This window comes from Sphingobium sp. SA2 (assembly GCF_032227065.1).
Taxonomy (GTDB): Bacteria; Pseudomonadota; Alphaproteobacteria; order Sphingomonadales; family Sphingomonadaceae; genus Sphingobium.
This window is the reverse complement of sequence record NZ_JAPMXX010000006.1, coordinates 2929937-2953965: the sequence shown is the minus strand read 5'-3', so window position 1 is coordinate 2953965 and position 24029 is coordinate 2929937. Positions and strand designations below refer to the sequence as shown.

At 65.0% G+C, this 24029-nt stretch carries 22 protein-coding genes; 7 read left to right on the top strand and 15 right to left on the bottom strand.

Annotated features, from left to right (window positions below; genetic code table 11):
- Positions 1-38: 38 nt before the first annotated feature.
- A complete protein-coding gene (locus tag OVY48_RS21830; RefSeq protein WP_409593572.1) occupies positions 39-173 on the bottom strand; it encodes a hypothetical protein in 135 nt (44 codons plus the stop codon).
- 78 nt (positions 174-251) lie between these two features.
- Between OVY48_RS21830 and OVY48_RS21825 the strand changes: the two genes are divergently transcribed.
- The gene (locus OVY48_RS21825; RefSeq protein WP_313924429.1) at positions 252-1247 is read left to right on the top strand and encodes an MlaD family protein; all 996 of its coding nucleotides are present in this window, start codon (positions 252-254) and stop codon (positions 1245-1247) included.
- Complete coding sequence (locus OVY48_RS21820) at positions 1244-1837, top strand: ABC-type transport auxiliary lipoprotein family protein (RefSeq protein WP_313924428.1); 594 nt, start codon at positions 1244-1246, stop codon at positions 1835-1837. Before OVY48_RS21825 ends, OVY48_RS21820 begins: the two co-directional genes overlap by 4 nt.
- A gap of 115 nt (positions 1838-1952) precedes the next feature.
- Here the strand turns inward: OVY48_RS21820 and OVY48_RS21815 are convergent, their stop codons facing one another.
- The 7 genes from OVY48_RS21815 to OVY48_RS21785 all read right to left on the bottom strand — a co-directional run bounded on the left by OVY48_RS21815 (position 1953) and on the right by OVY48_RS21785 (position 10394).
- On the bottom strand, positions 1953-2624 hold the full coding sequence (locus OVY48_RS21815) for an ABC transporter ATP-binding protein (protein WP_313924427.1): 672 nt from the start codon (positions 2622-2624) through the stop codon (positions 1953-1955).
- On the bottom strand, positions 2606-3373 hold the full coding sequence (locus OVY48_RS21810; RefSeq protein WP_313924426.1) for an ABC transporter permease: 768 nt from the start codon (positions 3371-3373) through the stop codon (positions 2606-2608). The genes OVY48_RS21815 and OVY48_RS21810 overlap by 19 nt, the downstream gene beginning before the upstream one ends.
- Positions 3361-5493 carry a RyR domain-containing protein gene (locus OVY48_RS21805; RefSeq protein ID WP_313924425.1) on the bottom strand — a complete coding sequence of 711 codons (2133 nt, stop codon included), beginning with the start codon at positions 5491-5493 and terminating at the stop codon, positions 3361-3363. The genes OVY48_RS21810 and OVY48_RS21805 overlap by 13 nt, the downstream gene beginning before the upstream one ends.
- Before the next feature lie 8 nt (positions 5494-5501).
- Entirely contained in the window at positions 5502-7055 is a 1554-nt protein-coding gene (locus OVY48_RS21800) for a C1 family peptidase (RefSeq protein ID WP_313924424.1), read from the bottom strand.
- 30 nt (positions 7056-7085) lie between these two features.
- A complete protein-coding gene (locus OVY48_RS21795; protein ID WP_313924423.1) occupies positions 7086-8000 on the bottom strand; it encodes a hypothetical protein in 915 nt (304 codons plus the stop codon).
- Positions 8001-8061: 61 nt separating this feature from the next.
- Complete coding sequence (locus tag OVY48_RS21790) at positions 8062-9693, bottom strand: SUMF1/EgtB/PvdO family nonheme iron enzyme (protein WP_313924422.1); 1632 nt, start codon at positions 9691-9693, stop codon at positions 8062-8064.
- Positions 9690-10394 (bottom strand): hypothetical protein, encoded by a 705-nt coding sequence (locus OVY48_RS21785; RefSeq protein WP_313924421.1) that lies wholly within the window; start codon positions 10392-10394, stop codon positions 9690-9692. Before OVY48_RS21785 ends, OVY48_RS21790 begins: the two co-directional genes overlap by 4 nt.
- A gap of 157 nt (positions 10395-10551) precedes the next feature.
- Between OVY48_RS21785 and OVY48_RS21780 the strand changes: the two genes are divergently transcribed.
- Positions 10552-12174: a caspase family protein gene (locus tag OVY48_RS21780; protein ID WP_313924420.1), complete on the top strand. Its 1623-nt coding sequence runs from the start codon at positions 10552-10554 to the stop codon at positions 12172-12174.
- Between the two features lie 13 nt (positions 12175-12187).
- Here OVY48_RS21780 and OVY48_RS21775 read toward each other — a convergent pair whose 3' ends face one another.
- Positions 12188-12847 (bottom strand): hypothetical protein, encoded by a 660-nt coding sequence (locus OVY48_RS21775; RefSeq protein ID WP_313924419.1) that lies wholly within the window; start codon positions 12845-12847, stop codon positions 12188-12190.
- Here OVY48_RS21775 and OVY48_RS21770 point away from each other — a divergent pair.
- Both OVY48_RS21770 and OVY48_RS21765 read left to right on the top strand, forming a co-directional pair.
- Positions 12846-13778: a toll/interleukin-1 receptor domain-containing protein gene (locus OVY48_RS21770; RefSeq protein WP_313924418.1), complete on the top strand. Its 933-nt coding sequence runs from the start codon at positions 12846-12848 to the stop codon at positions 13776-13778. The two genes, OVY48_RS21775 and OVY48_RS21770, sit on opposite strands and share 2 nt — an antisense overlap.
- Positions 13779-14300: 522 nt before the next feature.
- Positions 14301-15386 carry a mechanosensitive ion channel family protein gene (locus OVY48_RS21765; protein ID WP_313924873.1) on the top strand — a complete coding sequence of 362 codons (1086 nt, stop codon included), beginning with the start codon at positions 14301-14303 and terminating at the stop codon, positions 15384-15386.
- On the opposite strand, the gene OVY48_RS21760 is transcribed toward OVY48_RS21765, so the two are convergent.
- Complete coding sequence (locus tag OVY48_RS21760) at positions 15358-15711, bottom strand: PilZ domain-containing protein (protein ID WP_313924417.1); 354 nt, start codon at positions 15709-15711, stop codon at positions 15358-15360. The two genes, OVY48_RS21765 and OVY48_RS21760, sit on opposite strands and share 29 nt — an antisense overlap.
- Before the next feature lie 77 nt (positions 15712-15788).
- Positions 15789-17006 (bottom strand): tyrosine--tRNA ligase, encoded by a 1218-nt coding sequence (gene tyrS / locus OVY48_RS21755; RefSeq protein WP_313924416.1) that lies wholly within the window; start codon positions 17004-17006, stop codon positions 15789-15791.
- Between the two features lie 65 nt (positions 17007-17071).
- Here tyrS and OVY48_RS21750 point away from each other — a divergent pair, with 65 nt between their 5' ends.
- Complete coding sequence (locus OVY48_RS21750) at positions 17072-18157, top strand: anhydro-N-acetylmuramic acid kinase (protein WP_313924415.1); 1086 nt, start codon at positions 17072-17074, stop codon at positions 18155-18157.
- 41 nt (positions 18158-18198) lie between these two features.
- Here the strand turns inward: OVY48_RS21750 and OVY48_RS21745 are convergent, their stop codons facing one another.
- Positions 18199-19167 (bottom strand): hypothetical protein, encoded by a 969-nt coding sequence (locus tag OVY48_RS21745; RefSeq protein WP_313924414.1) that lies wholly within the window; start codon positions 19165-19167, stop codon positions 18199-18201.
- Between the two features lie 125 nt (positions 19168-19292).
- Entirely contained in the window at positions 19293-20468 is a 1176-nt protein-coding gene (locus OVY48_RS21740; protein ID WP_313924413.1) for a vWA domain-containing protein, read from the bottom strand.
- A gap of 132 nt (positions 20469-20600) precedes the next feature.
- Between OVY48_RS21740 and OVY48_RS21735 the strand changes: the two genes are divergently transcribed.
- Positions 20601-21980, top strand: a complete 1380-nt coding sequence (locus tag OVY48_RS21735; RefSeq protein WP_313924412.1) for a methyl-accepting chemotaxis protein — start codon at positions 20601-20603, stop codon at positions 21978-21980.
- Here the strand turns inward: OVY48_RS21735 and OVY48_RS21730 are convergent.
- Both OVY48_RS21730 and OVY48_RS21725 read right to left on the bottom strand, forming a co-directional pair.
- Entirely contained in the window at positions 21968-23002 is a 1035-nt protein-coding gene (locus tag OVY48_RS21730; protein WP_313924411.1) for a hypothetical protein, read from the bottom strand. The two genes, OVY48_RS21735 and OVY48_RS21730, sit on opposite strands and share 13 nt — an antisense overlap.
- A 127-nt stretch (positions 23003-23129) precedes the next feature.
- Complete coding sequence (locus tag OVY48_RS21725; RefSeq protein ID WP_037477788.1) at positions 23130-23975, bottom strand: AAA family ATPase; 846 nt, start codon at positions 23973-23975, stop codon at positions 23130-23132.
- Positions 23976-24029: the final 54 nt, after the last annotated feature.

Here is a 24029-nt window from a genome sequence, read left to right as displayed (position 1 = left end):
GTTTACCCGCGAGACGAGGGTCGACTGGGCGTTCATCATCACGTCGCCGAACCGGTCATGAAAGCGATGTCGGTGGCGTCTCGGCCCCCGACGATGCAGACTATGGTTTCGGGCGGCGCTAGGCCGATCGTATCGACGATATCCCATGTGCCGTCGAGCCAGACTTCGAACATAGCGTGGAAGTCTCGCGCATCCGATCCCGCTTGACAAGCCCCCCGTACGGGTCTGTTGTTGCATCGGGGGAGGGGGCGATGACGCCGGACGAAGCAACGCAGATCAGATGGGGCGTCGGGACCGCGATCTTCGCCGTGGCGCTGGTAGCGATAGTGGCGCTGGTCCCCGATCCCTTCTTCCGCCAGCGGGTCATCGCCACCACGCTCGACGATGTCGAGGGCGTCTCGCCCGGTGTTCAGGTCTATTTTCGCGGCGCACCCATCGGGCAGGTGCGTTCCGTCGAACTGGACGGGGCCAGCCGCACCTTCGCGGTCCATATGGGCGTCGCAAAGGACTGGCGGCCATCCCGCTGCGCCTTTGCCACGGTTGCCGCGGCCAATCCGCTGGTTGCCCCGCGCATCGAACTGGTCGCGCTGGAAACTGCCGCTGCCCAATGCGCCACCGCGCGCCTTGCCTATGGTTGCGACACGATCGCCGGGCCACAAAGCGCCGATGCCATCGCCGGATGCCGCCGCCCCGCCGACCTGTTCGAAACCGCATCCATCGCGATTGGCGAAGCGGCTGCCGTCGCCCGCACCGCCAACGCCATGGCGCAGCGGCTTTCCACGATGTTGCAGGGCGACGGGTCGGGCAGCGCGGTCGATATGGCGCAGGTCGCGCGTAACGCGACCGAAACCCTCGCCGCGCTGAATTCGCTCAGCACCCAGCTCGACCGAAGCTTCACGCCAGGGCAGGGCGATATTGCGCTGACCCTCTCCCACGTCCGCAAGGCGACCGGGCGCGCATCGGAGATCGACATTGCTGCGCTCAACGGCATCCTGCGCGAAACCCAGGCGATGGTCGCGCAGAACCAGAGCAGCATCGCCGGGCTGCTCGCCGAAGGGAAGGGCAGCGCCAGCGAAGCGCGGATGATCCTCGAAGGGGCGTCCGCCTCACTGATCGCCACCAGCGCCAATCTGGAACGTACCAGCGCCAGCCTTGGAAACCTCAGCGAACGGCTGGCGGGCGACCCGACCTTTGCGATCCGGGGCCAGCGCTATGCCGATCCGCCACCGCCGGGAGGAAAGAAATGATGCGCCTCGCCTCGATCCTGCTGCTGCTTATGCTCCCGGCCTGCGCAGCGCTGAAAGGTGGCGACGCGCCCGTGACCATGCGCGTCTCGCCCCGCTTCGCCCCCGGCCCGGTCCAGCCGACGCCGACGCTGGCGGTAGCCCCGGTGCAGGCGCGGGGATTGAGCGGCGGGCTGCGCTACGCCTATGTCGATGCGGCCACGCCGGGCGAAATCCGCCAGGCCTCGACCCTGTTCTGGGAAGAACCGCCCGCCACCATGCTCGCCCGCGCGCTGGTCGCGGGGTTGCGTACCCGCTTTGCGGCTGTCACCGGGCCGGATCTGTCGCTTGCCGCCGACCGCCGGGTAGTGGCGACGCTCGATCGGTTCGAGGAAGTGACCAGCGCAGGAGTTGCGCAAGCGGTGGTCGCTTTCGACGTGACCCAGGTGGCGCAGGGCAAGGCGGTGTGGACCGGCCGCTATTGCGCGACGCAGCCAATCGCTGCGGCGGCAGGCACGGTGCGGGCTGCGGCGTTTCAGGGTGCGATCGAACAGGCGGTCGCGGCATTTGTTGAGGATGCGGTGTCGGGTAAGGTTACTGCTGCCCCCTGTTGAAGCATCGCGATCAAATCACCTCCGTTCGCCCTGAACTTGTCGAAGCGCCGTCCTTCTTGAAGGGAAAGGCTGGGGCTTCGACAAGCTCAGCCCGAACGGGGAGGGGGCATTCGGGTCACACCAACTGCCCAGCCTCCAGCCGATAGACCCGTTCGCACAGTCGCCCTGCCAGCGCCACATCCTGCGACAGCAGCAACAGCCCCCGGCCATGGGGCACGATTCGCCGTCGCACCTGTTCCTCCAGCACTGCGCCGCGCGCATAGGCGCCTTCGAACGGCTCGTCCAAAATCAACAGGTCAGGATCGCGCATGAAGGCGCGCGCCAGTTCGGCCCGTCGCCGCTCGCCGATGGACAGCATGTCGGCGCGGACGGTCGCCGCCTGCTCGAGCCCATATTCCAGCAACAGCCGGTCGATCCGCCGCGCCGCCCGCGCATCGCGTCCGCCGACGTGGCCCAACGCCAGCCGCATATTCTCCTCGACTGTCAGGTCACCCAGCAACGATCCGCCCTGCATCGCCAGCCCGCATCGGGCGCGCAACAACCGGCGCTGGTCGGTATTCGCATCGTCCAGCGCCACCCCCATCAGCCGTACCGTGCCGCTGTCCGGCTCGGCCAGCCCGACCGCCAGCCGCAGCAGCCAGCCCTTGCCAGACCCGCTTTCCCCGACAATGGCGACTCGCTCGCCCGCCGCGATAGTCAGGTCGATCTGGTCCAACAACCGCACCCCGCCCAGCACCAGGCCGACGCTTTCAAAGGCCAGCAACTGCGTCACGACAGCGCCGTCCATATCGCCGCCGCCGTGAATATCCCCAGCAGTCCGGCGGTAAAGGCGGTGGTCGCGCGGCGGCCAATGTCGGCGGGGGATCGCACCGGCTTGGCCCCCACCGCGCCGCCCACGCCAAAGGCGATCAGCGCGTAAACCAGCACCTTGCCCATGCCAGTCAGCATTGCGCCCGCCGCCTCGTGCGAAAAGGAAAAACCTGCCCATTGCGACCAGCTGATATTGGCGATCAGCCCCAGCGGCAGGGCGCAGCCGACCAGCGCCGCAAGGCCCCCCAGCATCATATGTATCGGCACGGACAACAGCACGGCGACCAGGGCCGGACCCAGCGCATGGCCGACCGGGTCGCGACCCAGCGCCTCCAGCGCGTCAATCTCCCGATTGAGCGACATCGCCCCCAGCCGGGACGAGAGCGCCACCGAAACGCTGCCCGACGCGAACAGGCCGACCAGCAACGGCACGATATCGCGCAGCAGCGTTTGTGCCAGCGCCGATTGCACCGGAATTTGCGCATTATAGAGCGCCAGCAGCCGCGCCGCGCCAATCCCGGCGATCATCCCAGCCAGCGCGGCCAGCGGCAGCAAGGTGCGCAAGGGTCGCCAGACGTGCAAGCGAAGGCCGTCCGCCAGTTGCCGCTGCGCCAGCCGGTCGCCCGCGATCACCCGCCGCGCCATGCCGCGTGCCGCGCGCCCGATCAGCCACAGCCCGGCCCCCAGCGCGGCAAGGATCTTGCCGCTACCCCTTAGCGCGCCCATGGTGCCCGGACGATCGCGCCATCGCCTCCCAACTGCACCGCGCGGGTGTCGTCGGCAGGGCCAGGCGCTAGGATGAGGTGCGCGTCGGGCAGGTCCGCAGGATCGGCCACGGCGTAAATCCCGTCCGCCGCCCGCACCAGTTCCGCCGTCATTCGGGCGTCGCCGCCAGGGAGCGTGTCGATGATCGTCTGAACATGGCCGGTCAGCCTTAGTTGGATCAGCCCCCCCCGTTCATGCAGCAGGCCCATCATCGCCCGCGACCAGCCATCGGCCAGATCGCCTACAAACAATGGTGCCCGGTCGGGATAATGCGCGTCCAGCGCCGCCAGCAACGCGCCCGGATCGGGCGGCGCACTCTCGCCACCGGGCAGGATTGCAACGGTCAGCACCCGCAGCGCCCGCCGCCCCGACGCGCCCAGCAACCGCGCCATGATCCGCACCTGTTCCCGGTCCAGATCCTTGATCTCTTCACTCAAATCATCATAGGGGATGATGTCGGGATGCAACCTTTCAGCATCGTCGCGCACCGCGCCGAACGTCCACCCCTGCACCAGCTTGGCCGCCATCCAGCGATCATGCTCGGCGCGCGACAATTCCTCCAGCTCGTCGGGGGTCAGCAGCAGCGACGGTCCGCTGCCCTCCACCAGCCGCGCGCCAATGTCGCGCAGCTTGAGACTGTAGCAGTCGGCGACCAGTCGGTTATCGTCGCGGAAGGATTCGGGCAGATTCTCCCATTCCTGCATCGACGCCCGCACGCCGATCCGCTCACCCTCGGCAAAGCGGCCTTCCAGATAGAAATCATGGATCGACCGAGCCAGCGCGTCATGCCGGTCCTGCAACAGCATGTCGGGATCGGCCAGATCAGCGAGCGCGCCGAACGGCCATATCCCCGCGCCCAGCCGCGCATCATGCCCGCCATCCATCCGCACATGGATCGGCGGCGCAACCAGCGCGGCGGCGCGATAGCGCGCATCCACCGCCAGTGCGATCGCCAGCGCCCGGTCATCGTCGCCCACATCGATCAGGATCGCGACAGGTTCCCCGTGCGCCGCGACATGCAGGTCGATCAGCGCGCCGATCCCCGCTGGATCAGTCCGGGCCTCGACAAAGCGTAGCGGCGACAGGCTGTCCGCCGTCGGATTGCGCGCTCGGAAAGCGGTTTCGGTCGTCGCGGCAGCGGGCAGGTGGATGAAGAATGAAGGTTTGCCGCCGTCGCGATAGTGACCCCCGGCCAGCGTGCGCAGCATATAGCGTTCGATCAGCGGGGTAAAGCCGATCACCAGCAAGCCGCGCCCAACCTGTCCTGCGCGCATGAAGCCATCGATTGGCCGGGCCAGCGCCAGTTGTCGCGCGGCAATGTCGGGCAGGGCGGCCAGCCGCACTCGCGCGGTCTTGCGGTCGCCCTGCTCGAAACGCTGTTCGACGCTGCGCCGCAGGTCGAGGTCATCGACGCGCAGGATGACGTCCAGCGGATCACCAGCAGCGCGCACCTGTGCCGCCTGTCCCATTACGGCGGAGCCAAGCGCGATGTTTGTCCGCGCCTCCCGGCTCAGCAGCAGCACCGCCCGCGCCTTGTCCAGCGCCAGCGCCTGCGCGCTTTCGCCAGTTTCCGCCTGCTCGACCTCTGCCGCCCCGGCCTCGATCGCGTCGGCAACCCAGAGAGTGCGGCGGTCGCCCGGCCACAGCAAAACCCGCCGCCCTTCCTCCAGCGCGCCCGACGCGGCCTGCGCCGCCAGCCCGCTATCGGCGTCGCCCGCAATCACGAGATGGTCGCCGCGCGCCCGGATAACCGCCAGCCGCCAGGGGTTGCGCAACTGTTCCCATGCCAGCGCGACGGTGGACCAGAAGGTCAGCAGCGGCAGCGCCCAGCGCGCGATATGCAGCGCGACGGGCAGATCACGCCCCTCCAGCGCCTGGGGGAAATTGCCGACGATCAGCCGCAGCGAGCGGAACGCATCCTGCGCGAGGGTGGAGGGTATCCCGGCCTGCCCATAGGCTTGGGCGAATCCCCATGTGCCGAGCAGAAATGCAGCCCCCATCGCCCCGAACCGCACGATCGGCGCGACCGGCGGCAGCCTTAATCCCTTGCGCCGCTTGCCTCCGGTCATCGCCCCGGTCATCGCCAGCGTCAGTTGCTGGTGTGCAGGCGGACGAAGGCGGCGGAGACGCCGTCACCGGGATGATTGACAAGTTTGGCACGCAACCGCGTCAGAAACTGGCGTTCGGTGCCATTGACCACTTCATCGTCGCCGAACAGCGGCTTGTCGGATGCCAGCGCGAGGATGAGTTCCGGGCCGAAGGGCGGCGCGACGGCATAGCGCTGCGCGGTTTTGGACAGGCCGATCATCACCTGCCGCACGCCCTTGCGGTCGGGTTCGGGATGGCCGCGATGCAGTTCCACCGCGCTGCCATCGGCCTGCAGGTAGATGATGCTCAGATAAGGCCGCGCCGCCGTGGTGGTCGCGCTGACGCCGAAAATCTCATTCTCCTTCATCGTCACCGGATCGCCCTCGCGCGGCGCGCCCGCCTCGGTCAGCGTGGTGATGCGGGTGCCCGCGCGCGCCAGCGGTGCGGCCAGCGTCAGCGCCGCCTCGCATTGCGGCCAGGGCAGGTGGCGCACCTCGAACTTCGTCTTGGGGTCGGCCTTTAACGCCGCTTCGCGTAAAGCGGCAATCGCATTCAGGTCGCCGGAAAAGCCGGATACTGCGCCGCCTTTCACACTGACGGCACCGCAGGGCATGGCGTCGGCCTGCTCCGTCACCATCTGCGCCGCGTTTTTGGGCGGAGGGGGCGGCACGCCGAGCGCGGCTGGCGCGACCGGCGCTTCGAGCGAATAGGCCTCGCCGGTTAGCAGCCGGAAGGTCGCATAGTCGATCCAGGCATAGCCCTTGTCGCCCCAGATCGGTCCCCAGCTGTTCATGATGCGCAGCGCCTGCCGTTCCTCATCATAGCCAACGATCGCCATGGCATGATAATTGGCCTTTTGCGGCTTCTCGGCGCGGGTGTAGATGCCGTCGCCGCGATGCGCCTTGAAATCGACCGGCGTGGGCATGGCGAAGATCACCGGCGCGCCGCGCGCCAGTGCGCCCTTGACGTCGTCCAATATGATCGGCGTGCGCCAGTCGTCCTTCACCTCTCGATCGACCGCGCGCCAGTCGAGCAGGCGATAATCGCCCGCCTTGATTTTCAGCGCATCGGGTGCGGGGATTGCGCATTTGGTCATGTCGTCGGGGAAATCGGCCAGGCTGACCGTCCCCTCATTTTTGAGCAAAGTCAGCGCCTGGACGATGCTGATCGTGCCGTTGCACGGCGTCCCCGCGGGGCGCAGCCGGTTATAGACATAGGCCGGGCTCATCTGGTCGGCGGGGGCGGCCGGCTGCACATCCTTGTCGCGGAAATTGAGGAACGTCCGCGCGGCATAGGTGGTCGCCCAGGCGACGCAATTGGGCTGCGGCCCCTGCGATCCGGGCGGCGGATAGGCGTTGGACAGGTCGACCCGCTTGGGCAGATAGGCGCGAAACCGCCCCTGTTTGGGCAGTTTCGCATACTCTTCGGGAGAAACGGGTTCTGCGCCGGTCATGAACTGCGGATCGTCCGCCTCCTGCGCCGACAGCGCCGAAAGGCCGACCCCCGACAGTGCCAGCAACGCGGCTGTGCTCCAGCGCATGGCCCGATGCGTCATCGCCCGTTCCTCCCCTTGGATAGGCTGTTTTTAGAAGCGATAGCCGATGGTCAGCGTCACCGCGTCATAATCGAAATCATGCGAAAAGCTGCTCGTGCCATGGGTGTAGATCAGGCCGATACGCAGTTGTTCGGCCTTGCTCTTCTGTTCGGCCTCGCGGGTGCGGACGCCGATGCTCAGCGCCGCTTCATGCACATTTTCATAGGATTGCGGATCGTCGGTCAGCTTGGTCCAGGTGTAACTGGCGCGCATCGACCCCTGCCGCCCGCCAAACATCCGTCCCTTGAACGGCAGTTGGTAGGCAACGCCGTTGCGGAAGGTGAAGACATTTTCCTTCACATAGAAGGCCGGGTCGCGACCCAGCCCCCAATCGGTCGTGGTGGACCAGCCGATCATATTGCCGATGGTCAGGTCGCCGCGCCCGACCTGCGCGATCTTGTAGCGGCTGCTGGCCGACAGGGTGATCAGGTCGCTGCTGGTCGATCCGAAATAGGCACCTGCGTCGGTCACGCCATAGGCGGCGCGCGGGGTGATCAGCCAGTTGGGTTGGACCGGTATCTCGACCCCGGTGGACAGCGTCCCCATCGTCGCGGTCGCGCCATTATTGACGTGCAGGACGTTGAGCACCGGGTCGATCAGCACGCGGGCGCGGCTGCCCTCGAACGGGCGCAGCGCCTTTTGATAGCGCAATTCGTAACGCTGGCCCTCGACCCCTGCCGACCCCCAATAGGTGATCGCGCCGCCGATCGTATCGGCATCCCCCTCCATGTCGAAACCGGGCGTGTCCGGATCATCGTCATAGTCCAGGTCATTGAGGTTCAGCGCGGTCGATACCGCACTATGCTGCAAGCTGTTCGGGCTGCCCACCGTCGCCAGGTAGGGCGATGCCTGCGCCATCCCCGGCACACATGCCACCAATGCCGCCGTCGCCAGATATTTCTTCATTGTCTCACCCCATTTACAGAACCGGTTTCCCTCTCCGGTTCCTGACCCACATTGAAACTTGTCAGGACGCGCCGAGTATTTCGTCCGGGTCCAGATCCCGCACCACCCGCAGCCCCGCATCCTGCCGCCGCTTGGTCGGCGTGAGCGTAAGCCGGTTGGCCGATCGCAGCGCATCGGGCGCGCTCTCGAACGATCCGCCACGGATCACCCGCGTCCGGCACGACTGGTCAGTGCAGCCCGACGTCCATTCCCACACATTGCCCTGCATCTGGTTGAGGCCAAAGGCGTTGGCGGGATAGCCGTTCACGCTTTCGGGACAACCACGATAGGGCGCGGTGTCCGATCCGCGATAGCGGGCGGTATGATCATAATTGGCCTGGCTTGGGCTGATGTCATCGCCCCACGGAAAGGCGCTCTGCGTGCCGCCACGGCTGGCATATTCCCACTCCGCCTCGGTCGGCAGGCGATAGGTGCGCCCGGATTTGACCGTCAGCCAGGCCAGGAACGCCTGCGCATCCTCATAGCTGATGTCGGTTGCCGGGATCAGCGGATTGGGATTTTCCTTCGCCCAATTGCCCAGCTTCGTGCAGGCATTGTCGCGCACGCAGCCATTCCATTCCGCAATCGTCACTTCATAGACGCCGATGGCAAAGGGCTGTTCGATCCGCACATTGGTCTGGACCGGCTCGTCATTGCCGCGTCCCGGTTCCGATGGGGGTGACCCGAACGGCGTGGTCCCGACCGGGATGGCGCGCATCCAAGGGCAATTGGCGCAATCGTAAAAGCGGTCATTCGATGAGCGGTCGCAGGAAATGAAACAGGGCGGCGCGCCCTGAAGCCCATAGTCGAAGGTCGGCTTCTGGAAATTCTTGCCTGACGACAGCGCCACCCGATCCGATACGCGCTTGAGGGCGTCGGCGATATTCTGCTGCGGGCGGCGGATTTCTTCGGCCAGCACTTTGGAGAAGATGCCGTCATCGAACGCGAACTGGTCGGCGCTGGTGGAGAAAGCGACCAGATAGCCCTGATCGGGGCGGATCGCGGCGGCGGGCGCGCGCACCATGCGGCGCAGCCCCTTGCTCCCGGCCAACTCGCCCACGGCGCTCGTCTCGACGCCGGTCTCGTCGGCGATCATCTGCGCCAGCGACGGAGGCGGCGCGGCCAGCACATTGCGGCACATGTCCAGCACGATCAGCATCGTTTTCGCCCCCGACCCCAGCAGGTTGCGGGTCAGCGCCGCGCGGGTCAGCGTCGCCGTCTCCGCCGTCACGTCGCGCCCGGCATCGACCGGCAGCAGCATGACGTCGCCATAGCTGCCGAGCGCCGCGCCATGGCCGGAGAAATAGAGCATCCCGAATGCCTTGGGTCCGGCTGCGGCCAGCTTCGCGCGAAAATCGGCGATGGCGGCCAGCATCGCATCGCGCGACAGGTCGCGCCTGACCTGCACCGGTCCCTCACCGCTGGCATCGACAAAGCCGGTGGCGTTGAGCGCGGTGGTGATCTTGTCGCCATCGGCATAGGTGGACGCGAGCCTGTCGAACGACTGGTAAGCGCCGTTGACGATCACCAGCGCCAGCCGGGGTTCATCGGCTGCCCGCGCCGTCCCGCCAGCCACCAGCAGCGCAACCAGCAGGCCCAGCGCTGCTATGGCGCGGAACAGCGGCGCTAGAGACAGGCCGGGCCGCGCGATCATTTCACGGCCTTGCGCGGGGCGAATTCCACTTGAGTGACGATTTGGTCGACCGCATCGACATGCAGCACCGCGTCATAGGCGCGCGCGGTCTTATAGGGTTCGGCCGGGCCACCGCCGAACAGCTTGGCGAAAAAGCCACCAAGGCCGCGTCCCTTCTGGCAATAGGGGCTGACGGTGACCATGCCGCCGCTCTTTTCAATTTCGTTCAGCCAGGCACCCAGCGGCGCGGGCGCTTCATTGGCGACCGGATAGGGCGCATCGAGATCGACCACCACTGTCCGGCCGCGCCGCAGCTTGGACTTGAGCGCGCGGTCGAACCGGGCGGGGTCGGCAAAGCGGAGCGCAGGCTTGGCGACTGGCCGGTCGCAGCCTTTCAATACCGCCGGGGTCGCCACGGGGGGCGGCAACGTACCGACAGGTTCGGCCGGGCGCTGCTTCGCCGGCGCGATCGCATTGGCTGTGGGTGGGGCAGGCAAAGGCGGGGTGGCGGGCACGGCTTGTTGCCCATTCGCAACAATATTGGCGGGCGGCGCTTCGGGGGCGATGATGCGCACGCCACGGGCCGCAGCACCATCGGCCGCATCGCCCCGCTGATCCTGCGGCGGTGTCGCGGGCGGAGTGACCTGCGCCAGCGCAGCGGATGCTACGTCCAGCGAAAGTCCTAGAGAAGCAATGGCTAAGACGTCTCTTACTATTATCATCGTTCCGCCCCGAGTCATGATATAGTTATTGCTCCCCTAACCATTATCAGATTATGGGTTATTGACTGTTCAGGCAACAAAAAAGCGGGGGAGATTCCAAGTGGCGAAGGGGCGTCGTGGACTCTGGGCAACAGTATTGGCGGCTTTTGTCACAATATTGGCATACCCCTCGGTCGCCAAGGCCGAAACCCGTGCCCTGCTGGTCGGCGCATGGCAGTTCCGCTCCAGTCTGATCATGGACCTGGCCGGTCCCGAAAATGATCTTCAAGCCATGGAGACAGTGATTCGCGGCCAGGGGGCCAGCGATGTCACAGTGCTGCGTAATGACGGCGTCAGCCGCACCACGGTCGAAACCGCGCTCCATGCTTTGGGCCTTCGGTCAAAACCGGGCGACTGGATATTCCTTTACTATACTGGCCATGGCGCGCTGGCCGAAGCCAGCGTCAAGGGGACGCGCGACGGCGACACCGACCAGTTCCTGCCGCTCCCTGGTTTCGACCCCGACAGCAAGGACGCTGAACGCTTCATCGTCGACAAGGATTTCTACACCTGGCTCGCTCTTTACATCCCGCGTGGGGTGCAGGTGCTGATGATGGCCGACACCTGCCATTCGGGCACATTGCATCGCTCGGTCGATCCGCGGGCTATGGGCATGACCCCGCGGCTGACGCTGGGCGGGCGCAATGTCGATCTGGGGTCGCGCCCCGCGCCGCGCTTTGCCAGCACCTTGGCCTCGGTAGAGGGGGCGTCGGTCGAGGGCACAGCGCTCACCGCCACGCGGGAGGATCTGCCCAACCTCTTCTACATCAGCGCTGCCCGCGACGATCAGGTAGCGTGGGAAAATGCCCTGCCGGTCGAGGGCGCGCCGACGCGCGGTTTCCTGACCTGGTCGTTCGAGCAGGGGCTGACCACGCCGCGCGCCGATGGCACGGGCATGGCGGCGGATCAGGACGGCGATGGCAAGCTGACCATCGGCGAACTGGGCGCCTATCTCAATGTCCAGGTCCGCATGTTGAGCGGCCAGCGGCAGGAAAGCGCCAGCATCATCCCGCCGGGCCGCGAAGGGCAGGGGCTGTTCGCCACCGTGCCGCCGCCGCCCGCCCCACCGGTCGCCCCGACGCTGCCGGGCCTGTACGTCGCGGACGTCAAGGTGCGCGCCAGCGTCACTGGCGACCATCCCTGGCGCATCCTGACCGATGGCAAGGGCGCGGATTTCGTCTGGGACACTGTTCGTCAGGTCATGCTCCGCCGCACCGGCGACATGGTCGCGCAAAATGTCAAAACCCTGCCGCAACTGCGCGGCGTGATCGACAAATGGGCGGCGATCGAGGCGCTGCGTCCGCTGCTGTCCGAACAGCACAGTCGGCTGACGATCGGCCCGTTGGACAATGGCGCGCGCTATCCGTCCGGCGCGCCGGTTACGCTGGCGCTGGCGCAACAGGGGGCCGCTCAGTCAGGCGCCGCGCCCCCATATGCCACTGTGTTCAACATAGCGTCGGACGGCACCGTCCAGCGCCTCTTCCCGTCCGATCCCTCGGACGGCGACGGCCGCCTGGCACCCGGCCAGTCACTCCCCCTGCTCGAAAGCCAGGTGATCGCCCCCTATGGCGCGGACCATGTGGTCGCCCTGATGACGCCCCAGCCGCCCGAAGCCTTCCGCCTGCTGCTGCGCACGGTCGAAAACCAGCGCGCCGCCGCCCGATTGGTCGCACCGATCCGCGATCTGCTGGCCAAGGCGCAGGCCAGCCTGTCGATCGGCGAACTTTATACCGGCAACTGACGGAATGCCGGTCTCAATTACTCAAAATCACCGTGCGGCTCTTGGCTGCGCTCTTGTTGCCGATGTCGATGCGATATTGGCCCGACGCGCGCGGCGTCACCGCGCAGACCGGGGCATAATCTGCATTATCGTCCAGGCACAATTGCCTGCCCGACGCATCGAGCAGGCGGATATACATGCTAGTGCCGATGTCGCCGATCGCGCCGATGCGCAGCGGCTCGCCACCCTTGGCGGTGACGGTGAAGCGATAGGCGTTGCGCGCGCCGACATCCTGTACCCGCCGCACCAGCCCCTTACCGAAGGCCGATGCGGTCACGCCGCGCCCGGCGGCCGACTGGGACAGGCGGATTTGCAACAGCAAGGCCTGATCGTCACGAGCCAGCGCTTTGGCTTCGGCAAACAATGCATCGGGCGAAAAGGCCGCGCCGCCCTCCGCCGGGGTCGCGCCATCGCTCATCGGCACCTGCTGCAGCATCCGCGCAGCGGTCAACATTGCATAAGGGTCGCCGTCACGCCGGGCAAAGTCGGCGACCTGTCGCGCGGCAATCGCCTGCGCGAACGGGTCGGCGGGCCTGGCCGCAGGCGTCTTGGCGGCGGGCGCAGCCTCCTGCGCCATCGCGCCACCACATGCCAGCATCATCGCCCCACTTGCGATTAGGATTTTGCGCTTCATGTCCAACCCTTTCAGCAAGATCATCTCCATTCCCGTGGATACTGCCGCAGCGGTCGGAAAGCCAGTGCTGAGCGGTGGCGCAGACCTGGCCGATTTCGCCCGGAAACAACTCACCGCTCTGGTCGGCGGGGCAGGGGCCGGGCGCTATGCCGCCTTTATCAGCTACAGCCATGCCGACATGAAGGTCGCGCGCTGGCTGCACCGCGCGATCGAAAATTATCGCGTGCCCATGGCGCTGGTCGGCACGCCGGGCGATCGCGGCCCGATCCCCTCGCGGCTGCGGCCGATTTTCCGTGATGAGGATGAACTGGCGGGCGCTGCCGAACTTGGCCCCAAATTAGAGGGTGCGCTCACCCGCTCCGACGCGCTGATCGTCATTTGCTCCCCCACCGCCGCCCGTTCGATCTGGGTCGACAAGGAGATTCGCAGCTTCAAGACAATCCAGCCCGACGCCCCGGTATTCGCGCTGATCGCGGCGGGCAAGCCAGGCGATCCCGACACCGACTGTTTTCCCGCGCCGTTGCTGTTCGCGCTCGACGCGGACGGGGAACTGGATCGCAGCCAGCCGCTCGAACCGCTGGCGCCTGATCTCCAGAAAAATGATCGCAACATTGTCAAACTAAAGCTGATCGCCGGGCTGCTTGGCACCCCCTATGCCAGCCTCTACCGCCGCGACCAGCGCCGCAGCCGCCGCATCGCCGCTGGGCTGTCTGCCTTCGCCTTCCTTTTGATCATGGTGCTGAGCGGTCTGTCGATCGCTGCCTTCACCTATGCCCGCATGGCCGTGCAGCAGCGCAACGAAGCGCAGGCCGCGCGCAAGCTGGCGGAGGAAAATGCCGACAAGGCCGAACGCCGCGCATGGCTGGCGCAGGTCGCCGCGCAGGAGGTCCGGCGTCTGGCAGATGCGGGAAATAGCTGCCCGCCGCCTTGAGCAAAAAAAGAATCCCCCATAATTTCGTCAACTTCGATCGAAATGGCGCGGTTCATTCTTTGGCTTCCAGGACTCCGCTAGTCTGGAACCGGCCGAATGTTTGCATGGCAAACAGACTATTCCCATGCACCGCAGCGTACGCTCGATTAGCACAAGCTGGAATAGCTAGATTGCCTCCCGTGTCGGCCCGTTCATACGATAGCTGCCCACTCGATACGTGGAAACAAATATGGACTTTTTTGCTGGGGCTTGGGGTTATCGTGTGAAATCAACACAACAAACCTCTTGCCTGGGAGTTGGGGACGCCGTCGCGCTAGCCACGTCGAATCAGATCGCAATTTGCAGCGAGTTACAACATTGGTGGTCCCGCGAAGGCGGGAGAGGGCTAAGAAGAGCAGGCCGCTGGCTGAGCGCGACGGTGGGTTGCAGCGCGCGCGAGCGGGCGGGAAAGAAGGAGGTCCAAATCCTCGGCAATTATGCTGCGCCTGCGAAACAATCGGCCTTGTGCCGCGTTTTTGCGGGATGGACCTGAGCCTGACCCATATCACATCGACGGCAGCCGTTTCGATCGCGCTCGCTGTCGCTTCGGCCTTTCTCCTTCACTGGGCGCTCTACGCCGTCGTGTTGCGCCTGGTGCGGCAGCGGATGGACCCGGTGTTGCTACCGGCGCTGTTTCAGCCGACGCGGTGGCTGGTGGTGTTGCTCGCATTGGGCGCGGGGGTGCAGCCGCTGGAGTTGGGACCGCGCGTCGAAGGGCTTTGGTCGATCGGGTCGAAGATGGTCTTCGCGTTGCTGGTCGGCTGGCTGCTGTTCCGGCTGATGCGCGCGACCCGCGTGATGATCGAGCGCAGCGTCGACATCAACGCGGAGGATAATCTGAAAGCGCGCCAACGCCATACCCGCGTCCGCATCCTCTATCGTGTCGCGCAGAGCGTCATCGCGGTGCTGGTGATCGCGATGATATTGATGGCGATCCCCGGCGTGCGGACGATCGGCGTGACGCTGGCGGCGTCGGCCGGTCTGGTCGGCCTGGCCGTGGGTGCGGCGGCCCAGCCAGCGCTCAAAAATCTGATCGCGGGCATCCAGATGGCCTTTTCCGAGCCGATCCGGCTGGACGATGTGGTGATCGTCGAGGGCGAATGGGGGCGGATCGAGGATATTACGCTGACCTTCGTCGTGGTCCGCATATGGGACGATCGGCGGATGGTGGTGCCGGTATCCTATTTTCTGGAAAAGCCGTTTCAGAACTGGACGACCAAGACGTCGGACCTGTTGGGCACGGTGTTCCTTTATGTCGATCCGACCGCCGATGTGGCGCGTATCCGCGAGAAGTTGGTGGAAGTGACGACCGCCAACGCGCGCTGGGACAAGCGGGTCGTGCTGTTGCAGGTGACCGACCATCGTGCCGACGCGCTGGAACTGCGCTGCTTGCTGTCGGCGCGCAATGCCGGGGTGGCGTTCGACCTGCGCTGCGATGTGCGAGAGGCGATGCTGGACTTTTTGCGGACCGAGATGCCCGAAGCGCTAGTGCGCGGGCGGCAGCGGATCGAGACGGCGGAGGGGGCGGCGATGGTGCCTTTTACCAGGCCGTCCGACGCGGCGGGATGAGCGCCATCAGCGCGTCATAGATGCGCGGCTTGATCGGCTCGATGAACTCCATGCCGATCCGGCCATCTTCCACCCAGCGTATGTCGGCGGGCATGTCCTGCACCAGTGGGAGCCACACGGTCACGCGCTCGCCAACGGATACCCTCTCGTCGCTGCGGCACATGAGGCCGAGCGGCGACAGGTTGATGATCCGCACACTATGGGCGCGGATGTCCACAGTGACGTGGCTGACCAGGTCAACAAGATCGCGGCGCGCCCGGCGCTGATCCACGGCGGGATCGCGCGAGCGTTGGACATGGTCGAGATGGGCGAATAGCGAGGACATGGCCGCAGCCTGCCCGTCTAGATGTGAACGACGTCCTGCCAGAAAGCGTTAATGTCGGCCTAAGACTCTATTCCCCGTTAGGCGACGATCATGCCATGCTTTTTCGCGCCGAAACTCAATTTGTCGCCTGCGTTCAGTATCATGGCCGGATCGGTCACGACCTGGCCATTCACGCGAATCGCGCCTTCGGCCAGCTTGCGCCGGACTTCCTTGTTCGATGGCGCAAAGCCCAGGCCAGCGGTCGCCTGAACGACGGTCAGGCCGTCGGTGCCGAGGCTGACGGTCGGCAGGTTGGCGTCGGATGCGCCTTCCTCGAACGTCTTGCGCGCGGTGTCGGCGGCGGCGGTGGCGGCGTCCGTGCCATGGGCCATGGCGGTGGCGGCATCGGCCAGCAGCTTCTTGGCATGGTTGATTTCCGCGCCGCCAAGCCGTTCGAGTTCGGCAATCTCTTCGAGCGGCAGGTCGGTGAACAGGCGCATGAAGCGGCCGACATCGGCATCCTGCGTGTTGCGCCAGAATTGCCAATAGTCGTAGGGCGAGAGCGCATCGGCATTGAGCCACACTGCGCCCTTGGCGGTCTTGCCCATCTTGCCGCCGTCCGCCGTGGTGATGAGCGGGGAGGTAAGGCCGAAGACCTGCGTGCCATCGACCCGGCGGGCAAGTTCGATGCCGTTGACGATATTGCCCCATTGATCCGACCCGCCCATTTGCAGGCGGCAGGAGGCCCGGCGCGACAATTCCAGAAAGTCGTAGGCCTGCAGGATCATGTAATTGAATTCGAGGAAGCTGAGCGATTGTTCGCGGTCGAGCCGCAGCTTGACCGAATCGAAGCTGAGCATCCGATTGACCGAGAAATGCTGGCCGATGTCGCGCAGGAAGGGGATATATTCGAGCTTGTCGAGCCAGTCGGCATTGTCGACCATCACCGCGTCGGTCGGGCCATCGCCAAAGGTCAGGAAGCGTTCGAATACGCGCTTGATGCTCGCGACATTCTCCGCGATCTTTTCGTTGGTCAGCAGCGAACGGGCTTCGTCGCGCAGCGAAGGATCGCCGATCTTGCCGGTGCCGCCGCCCATCAGGACGATCGGCTTGTGCCCCGCCTGCTGCATCCGCCGCAGCATCATGATCTGCACCAGGCTGCCGACATGAAGCGAGGGCGCGGTGGGATCGAAGCCGATATAGCCCGGCACCACCTGGCTTACGGCCATCGCGTCGAGGCCGGCCGCGTCGGTTAGCTGATGGATGTAGCCGCGCGCTTCGAGCAGGCGCAGAAGATCGGACTGATAGTTGCTCATGGGCCGCGCCTGTAGCATTGGCGATGCGTGGCGAAAAGTCCCCCCATCCGAACGGAGTTCAACGAATGCTGGCAATTGGCCTGATGTCCGGGACGTCGCGCGATGGCATCGACGCGGCCTTGATCGAGACGGACGGGAAGCGGGCGGTTACGCCGGTCGCCTTTCACGCCAAAGCCTATGATGACGGGTTTCGCGTGCGGCTGGCGGAAAGCTGCACGCGGGCGATGGCGATGAATGCGCCGGGGTTCGAGCCGCTGATCGCGTCGGTCGAGGGCGAACTGACCGAATTGCATGTCGAGGCGGTCGCCGACCTGCTGGGGCGCAGCGGGCATGTGGCGCAGGATATTGGCGTCATCGGCTTTCACGGCCATACTGTGGCGCATCGGCCCGATCGGGGCTGGACCTGGCAGATTGGCGACGGGGCGGCACTGGCGGGGGCGTTCGGCATTACGGTGGTGGGCGACCTGCGCAGCGCTGATGTGGCGGCGGGCGGGCAGGGCGCGCCGCTGATGCCGGTCTATCATCGCGCGCTGGCGGAGGGGCTGACGAAGCCCGCCGCGATCCTGAACCTGGGCGGCGTGGCCAATATCACCGCGATCGGGACGGACGGCGATCTGGTCGCGTTCGACACCGGCATGGCGAGCGGGCTGATCGACAATTGGATGCAGGCGCAGGGCGATGCGGCCTATGACGAAGGCGGCGCGGTGGCGGCGCTTGGCCAAGTGGACGAGGCGCGGCTGGCGGCGATGCTGGCCGATCCCTGGTTCGATTTGCCACCGCCCAAGAGCATCGACAGGGAAGCGTTCACGATCGACGCGGTGCTGGGCCTGAGCCTGGAGGATGGCGCGGCGACGCTGACCGCCTTTTCGGCCGCGGCGGTGGCGCGGGCGATCGACCATCTGGCAGTGCGCCCCGCCTGCATCCATGTCGCGGGCGGCGGGCGGCATAATGCAACCTTGATGGCGATGCTGCGGGCGCGGACGGGGTTGGACGTGGTGCCGGTTGATGGCCTGGGCTGGGACGGAGACGCGCTGGAAGCGCAGGGCTTTGCCTATATGGCGGTGCGGTCGATGCTGGGGCTGCCGATCAGCTTTCCGGGCACGACGGGCGTGCTGGAGGCGATGACGGGTGGGGTGGTGTTCAAGGCGTAAAGGGGCGGTCTCGTCCTTTCGGGGCGAGACCGCCTGCCGCTTCAGGCAATTGTCTTTTCGACCGTCAGTTTCTCGTCCTTTTGCATGGCCGTGACGGCGGTGTCGATCTGCGCAAGAGCGGCGTCCCGTTTTGCGATCAGGTCGGACCTGCTCGCCAGCAAGTCCATCGGCGTCGCGCTATCATTCGTGACGACCTTGCTGGGATCAGCACCATTTTTGCGCATTGTTTCAATGCTGCTATCAAGCGTATTCAGCGCCGTTTCGAAGGTGCCGGCAACTTGGGCGCGTTTTACCTGCAACGTCGCGAGATGACATTCGAACAAAGCGGCTGTGCGTTGAGCGGCTGTTTCCTTTTGACGAGCCGCCAGCGCCATGGCGTCGGAGCCGAGTTCGTCGCCGCGCGACTTGAGCTTTTCTGCTTCAACTACGAAATTGCGCAGAGTGACTTCGGGGATTTTTACGAACCATTCCTTCCGGTCGGAGTGAATTTCGGGAATATCCAATTTAAAGTCGGTGCGGTCCATTTTCGTTTCGGGAATATGCATTTTGATTTCGCGTCGCTGCATCGTCGTGACCGGGACGTGGGTGATGATATCACTCCACTCGACCTTGCACTTGGGAATCCAGCCTCCGCTGCACCGAAATTCCGGATACTGACCCACCTTCTTTGCTACCATCGTAATTACGGGTTCATCCCACGACATCGCCCGCAAATTCATCGTTACCTGGGGCAAGTCGAGCGCCATGGCTTTCGTCTTCATCACAACAGTAGGGATATCGAAAATCAGTTTTTGTTCGACCATCTTTATGTCGACGGTGCCGGAAATTTCCGCCTTGCCTGCATCATTTTTGATGCTTTCAGATCGGGTGGTGATGTCTTCCTGATCCTGGGCGAACAAGGTGGTGATTTCGTTGATCGCAGCCTCTTGTGCGGTACATTCATTATCTTGCGCCAGTGCGGCTGCTGGAAAGGAAAGAACGAGTGCAGGAATAATATAGACGACACGCATGAGTCTTCTCCCACCTGTTATGGCAAGAGGAAGCTGGTCCCATATCGCATGCGTAACAACGGGAGTTTGGACCGTTTCGATGCCATCTGTTGCGCAGCGCCGAATACTGTCCGATATGGACCAAATTACCGCTTCCGCGTCAATTCCCGCATCGCTTCGTCTATCCCCTCGATCGTCAGCGGATACATGCGGTCGTTCATCAGGTCGCGGATCAGCCGGGTGGATTGGCTATAGCCCCAATGGGCCTGCGGCGTGGGGTTCAGCCAGACGGTGGCGGGGTAGGTGTGGGCGACCCGTTCGAGCCAGACCGCGCCTGCTTCCTCGTTCATATGTTCGACCGATCCGCCCGGATGGCTGATCTCATAGGGGCTCATCGCCGCGTCGCCGACGAAGATCACCTTATAATCATGGCCATATTTGTGGAGAATGTCCCAGGTCGGCGTGCGTTCGGCGAAGCGGCGGCGGTTGTCCTTCCACACGCCTTCATAGAGGCAATTGTGGAAGTAGAAAAATTCCAGATTCTTGAATTCGCCGGTCGCGGCGGAGAATAATTCTTCGCACAGCGTGACGAACGGGTCCATCGATCCGCCGACATCGAGAAACAGCAACAGCTTGACCGCATTATGCCGTTCGGGGCGCATGCGGATGTCAAGCCAGCCCTGGCGTGCGGTGCCGCGGATGGTTTCGTCGAGGTCGAGTTCGTCGGCTGCCCCTTCGCGCGCAAAGCGGCGCAGGCGGCGCAGCGCGACCTTGATGTTGCGGGTACCCAGTTCCTTGGTGTTGTCGAGATTGGCGAAGTCGCGCTTTTCCCAGACCTTGATCGCGCGCTTGTGGCGCGATTCGCCGCCGATGCGGACGCCTTCGGGATTATAGCCGCCATGGCCGAAGGGCGAGGTGCCGCCGGTGCCGACCCATTTATTGCCGCCCTGATGCCGCCCCTTCTGCTCCTCCAACCGTTTCTTGAGCGTGTCCATGATCTCGTCCCAGTCACCCAGCGACTTGATCTTCTCCATCTCTTCCGCGCTCAGATATTTTTCCGCAACGAGGCGGAGCCATTCTTCGGGGATGTCGGCCTCGACACCTTCCGCGCTGAACACGCCCTTGAACACCTGCGCGAACACCTGATCGAAGCGGTCGAGCAGGCCTTCGTCCTTCACATAGGTCGCGCGGGCGAGATAATAGAAATCCTCCGGGCGGCGGGCGATGACGTCGCGGTCGAGTGCTTCGAGGAGCAGCAGATGCTCCTTGATGCTGGCGGGAATGCCGGCCGCGCGCAGGGCGTCGAGAAAGTTGAGCAACATGGGAAGGCTTGTCGGACAGCAGGCGCGGCGATGCAAGCCGGTCGCGCGATCATAACGGCAGCACAATATTAAGTGTTGCAGTGCAGGGTTAATGCGTCACTATCCAGACATAATTGACGTTGTGGGGCGCGCTTGAAAAACGGGGACTTACTGGCCGATCTGGGCGAAAGGTCAGGCGACATTGCATTGCAATGCAGCGAAACGGCCGGGTTTCTGGGCGCGCTCAATCACCGCATCCAGGGCGACGCCGCGCAACTGGCCGATTTGCAGGCGAATATGGATGCGCTGGCGGCCAGCCATGGCGAGAGCGTGACGGCGGCGCAGGAATTGCGTCTGACCGCGCGGCGGGCCGGGCAGATCCTGGCCGAGGGGCATGACGTCATCACCCTGTCGATCGGTGAGCTGACTGGTCTGGTCGAGCATGTCACCGGGCTGGAGGGGCATTTGCGCCAATTTCTCAGTGTGATCGAAGCGGTGGGCGATGTGTCCGACGAACTGGGTGCGATCGCGCGGCAAACGCGGCTGCTCGGCGTCAATGCCGCGATCGAGGCGGCGCGCGGGGGTGCAGCGACGCAGGGCTTTGCCGTGGTGGCGGACGAAATCCGGCGGCTGGCGGGACAGGCGGGGGAATCGGCCGCATCGGTGGGTGACAAGCTGAGCCAGTTGGATCGCGATGCGCGCCAGCTGATCGGGGGCGTCGAATCCAATATCGTGCGCGGGCGCGGGGTCGGCACCCATATCGACCGGCTGCGGCTGAGCATGGCCGAGATCGCGTCGCTGGTGACGCAATTTGGCGAGCGATCCGAGACGATCGTCGCCTGCACCGATGCGGCCGATGGCGACGTCGCGGCGCTGCGCCACGGGCTGGCGACGTTTCGCCAGTCGGCCAGCGAAAGCGCGGCGCGGGCGGACGAGGCGCGGGTGCAGCTCGAAGGGCTGGAGTCCATGGCCAATGCGATGCTCAACAGCGCAGCCCATGGCCCGCAACGCACGCGCAACAGCCGCTATATCGCGCTGGCCGAGGAAGGCGCGGAGGAGATCGGCGCGTTGATCGAGCAGGGGTTGGCCGACGGACATATCGACACGGCGCAGCTGTTCGACGTCGATTATCGGCGCGTCGCGGGGTCGGACCCGGCACAATATCAGACCGGCTTCACCGCCTTTGCCGACGCGATCCTGCGCCCGGCGCTGGACCGGCATACGGCGCAGGACAGCGCGATCGTGGGCTGCTGCCTGATCGACATGAATGGCTATCTGCCGACCCATATCAGCGCGCGAAGCCAGCCGCAGCGGCCCGGCGCGCATGACTGGAATATGGAACATGCGCGCAACCGGCAAATCTTCATGGACAGCCAGACCCGCCGCGCACTGGACGGCGAGGGCGACTTCTTCCTCTACACCTATCGCCAGGATTTGGGCGAAGGCCGCTATCGCGCGCTGCGCAGCGTGTTCGTGCCGCTGCTGTTCGGCGGGCGACGCTGGGGCCTGTATGAGGTGGGCTATCTGATCTGATTGGCCTGCACCAGCGTCACCTCGCCGGTCGCGGTGTAGGCGGCGGTGGCGCTCGCCTTGGCGGTGTGGGGATCGTCGCCGTCGAGGATGGCCGCGACCTGGCGGGGGCTGGGGACGCGGTCGTAGGTGCCGTAGAGGTCGGTCTGGCCGACCATGTGGATCGACAGCTTATAGCCTGTACCGCTGGTGGCGGGATCGAAGGCGAGGACGGTGCCGCTGTCATCGACGGGCACGATGATCGCGCCGTCTGAGCGCCCGACCTGCTGCAGCATGTCGTAACTGCCCTGCGCGGTGGTGACGGTGCCGCGCACGCAGAGCGCGTCCTTGCCCTCGCGCGGCATGCGGACCTCTTGCGGCACGGATTCGCCGGTCCCGGTCGTGCGAGTGAGGCGGGCGTCCTTGTTGGCGGCTACCGGGCAGGCGTCGAACCGGGCGGGGGCGGTGGCGTGGAGCGAGGCCGGATCGTCCAGTGTCATCTGCGCAAGCATGGCGTCCAGCCCGGCCAGCACTTCGGCACGGCGTTCGGTCGGGCCGGTGACGCGGATCTTGGCGATCCAGCGGCCGGCATGGACGAAGCCTGCCGCGGTGGTGAGCGCGCCATCGGCCGCATCATCATAGACGGCGCGGATCGCGCGGTCGGCATGGCCCGCGACGGGCGCGCTGGCATAGGCGGTGCGGCGGGTCTTGGGGCCGAAACGCTCCATCACCGCCTTGTCGGTCATATAGGCGGCGAGCGAGGCGTCGGCATAGGTGGGCAGATAGACGTAGAGCGTCGCCTGCACCGCGCCGTCCTGCGAGACATATTGCGCATAATTGTCGATCCCGCGACCGCCGTTGGAGGCTTCGCCGCTCTTGGTGAGCGAGAGAGTGGCGATGCTGTGGGGCAGGCTGATCCCGGCGGCGGTCGCGCGGATGCTGCTATCGGTCGGCGTCCAGGCTTCGAGCGTATCTTCGGCTTGCGCGGCAAAGGGTGCGGCCAGACAGAGGGCGGCGGTAAAGAGAAAAAGGGCGCGCTTTGGCATTGGCATCCAGCTCCTGATCCAGACCGTCTTGGCGCGGCGTTGAATAGTTACAGGAAGGCTACAGACAATGCGCGCGGGTGCAAGCGGATTCGCGCGAGATTATGGGGATCTGCGTTGGGGTGAATCCTTACCGGCCCTGACGCCGCGCCATGAAGGCGAGACGTTCGAACAGCATGATGTCCTGCTCATTCTTGAGCAGCGCGCCGTGGAGCGGAGGGATCGCCTTGGTCGGGTCGCTATTCTGCAGGACGTCGAGCGGCATATCCTCGTTCAGCAGCAGCTTGAGCCAGTCGAGCAATTCGCTGGTCGAGGGCTTTTTCTTGAGGCCCGGCACGTCGCGAATCTCGTAGAAAATATCCATCGCCTTGCTGACCAGGATTTTCTGGATGCCGGGGAAATGGACGTCGACGATCGCCTGCATCGTCTGACGATCGGGGAATTTGATATAATGGAAGAAGCAGCGGCGCAGGAAGGCGTCGGGCAGTTCCTTCTCATTGTTCGAGGTGATGATGACCACGGGCCGGTCGGCGGCCGCGATCGTCTCGCCGGTTTCATAGACGTGGAAGGCCATGCGATCGAGTTCCTGCAACAGATCGTTGGGGAATTCGATGTCGGCCTTATCGATTTCGTCGATCAGCAGCACGGGCAGGGTGGGGGACGTGAACGCCTCCCACAATTTGCCCTTGCGGATATAATTGGAGATTTCATGGACGCGCGGGTCGCCGAGTTGGCCATCGCGCAGGCGGGCGACGGCATCATATTCATAGAGGCCCTGATGCGCCTTGGTCGTCGATTTGACGTTCCATTCGATCAGTGGTGCGCCAAGTGCGGTCGCGATTTCCTGCGCCAGCACGGTCTTGCCGGTGCCCGGTTCCCCCTTCACGAGCAAGGGGCGGCGCAGCAGCACGGCGGCGTTAACCGCGACCTTCAGATCGTCGGTGGCGACGTAGTCCTGGGTGCCTTCAAAACGCATCATCGTCCGCCTGCTTAGCCTGTCACTGTGGCGGGACTAGGCAAAGCGGCGCAT

Excerpts from the sequence above, each read along its gene's own strand:
- OVY48_RS21790 (WP_313924422.1), bottom strand. The coding sequence starts at position 9,693 with ATGATCGCGCGGCCCGGCCTGTCTCTAGCGCCGCTGTTCCGCGCCATA.
- OVY48_RS21725 (WP_037477788.1), bottom strand. The coding sequence starts at position 23,975 with ATGCGTTTTGAAGGCACCCAGGACTACGTCGCCACCGACGATCTGAAG.
- OVY48_RS21805 (WP_313924425.1), bottom strand. The coding sequence starts at position 5,493 with ATGACCGGGGCGATGACCGGAGGCAAGCGGCGCAAGGGATTAAGGCTG.
- OVY48_RS21775 (WP_313924419.1), bottom strand. The coding sequence starts at position 12,847 with ATGAAGCGCAAAATCCTAATCGCAAGTGGGGCGATGATGCTGGCATGT.
- OVY48_RS21795 (WP_313924423.1), bottom strand. The coding sequence starts at position 8,000 with ATGAAGAAATATCTGGCGACGGCGGCATTGGTGGCATGTGTGCCGGGG.
- OVY48_RS21830 (WP_409593572.1), bottom strand. The coding sequence starts at position 173 with ATGTTCGAAGTCTGGCTCGACGGCACATGGGATATCGTCGATACGATC.
- OVY48_RS21765 (WP_313924873.1), top strand. The coding sequence starts at position 14,301 with ATGGACCTGAGCCTGACCCATATCACATCGACGGCAGCCGTTTCGATC.
- OVY48_RS21745 (WP_313924414.1), bottom strand. The coding sequence starts at position 19,167 with ATGCGTGTCGTCTATATTATTCCTGCACTCGTTCTTTCCTTTCCAGCA.
- OVY48_RS21760 (WP_313924417.1), bottom strand. The coding sequence starts at position 15,711 with ATGTCCTCGCTATTCGCCCATCTCGACCATGTCCAACGCTCGCGCGAT.
- OVY48_RS21820 (WP_313924428.1), top strand. The coding sequence starts at position 1,244 with ATGATGCGCCTCGCCTCGATCCTGCTGCTGCTTATGCTCCCGGCCTGC.
- tyrS (WP_313924416.1), bottom strand. The coding sequence starts at position 17,006 with ATGAGCAACTATCAGTCCGATCTTCTGCGCCTGCTCGAAGCGCGCGGC.
- OVY48_RS21730 (WP_313924411.1), bottom strand. The coding sequence starts at position 23,002 with ATGCCAAAGCGCGCCCTTTTTCTCTTTACCGCCGCCCTCTGTCTGGCC.
- OVY48_RS21770 (WP_313924418.1), top strand. The coding sequence starts at position 12,846 with ATGTCCAACCCTTTCAGCAAGATCATCTCCATTCCCGTGGATACTGCC.
- OVY48_RS21750 (WP_313924415.1), top strand. The coding sequence starts at position 17,072 with ATGCTGGCAATTGGCCTGATGTCCGGGACGTCGCGCGATGGCATCGAC.
- OVY48_RS21785 (WP_313924421.1), bottom strand. The coding sequence starts at position 10,394 with ATGATAATAGTAAGAGACGTCTTAGCCATTGCTTCTCTAGGACTTTCG.
- OVY48_RS21825 (WP_313924429.1), top strand. The coding sequence starts at position 252 with ATGACGCCGGACGAAGCAACGCAGATCAGATGGGGCGTCGGGACCGCG.
- OVY48_RS21815 (WP_313924427.1), bottom strand. The coding sequence starts at position 2,624 with ATGGACGGCGCTGTCGTGACGCAGTTGCTGGCCTTTGAAAGCGTCGGC.
- OVY48_RS21740 (WP_313924413.1), bottom strand. The coding sequence starts at position 20,468 with ATGTTGCTCAACTTTCTCGACGCCCTGCGCGCGGCCGGCATTCCCGCC.
- OVY48_RS21810 (WP_313924426.1), bottom strand. The coding sequence starts at position 3,373 with ATGGGCGCGCTAAGGGGTAGCGGCAAGATCCTTGCCGCGCTGGGGGCC.
- OVY48_RS21800 (WP_313924424.1), bottom strand. The coding sequence starts at position 7,055 with ATGACGCATCGGGCCATGCGCTGGAGCACAGCCGCGTTGCTGGCACTG.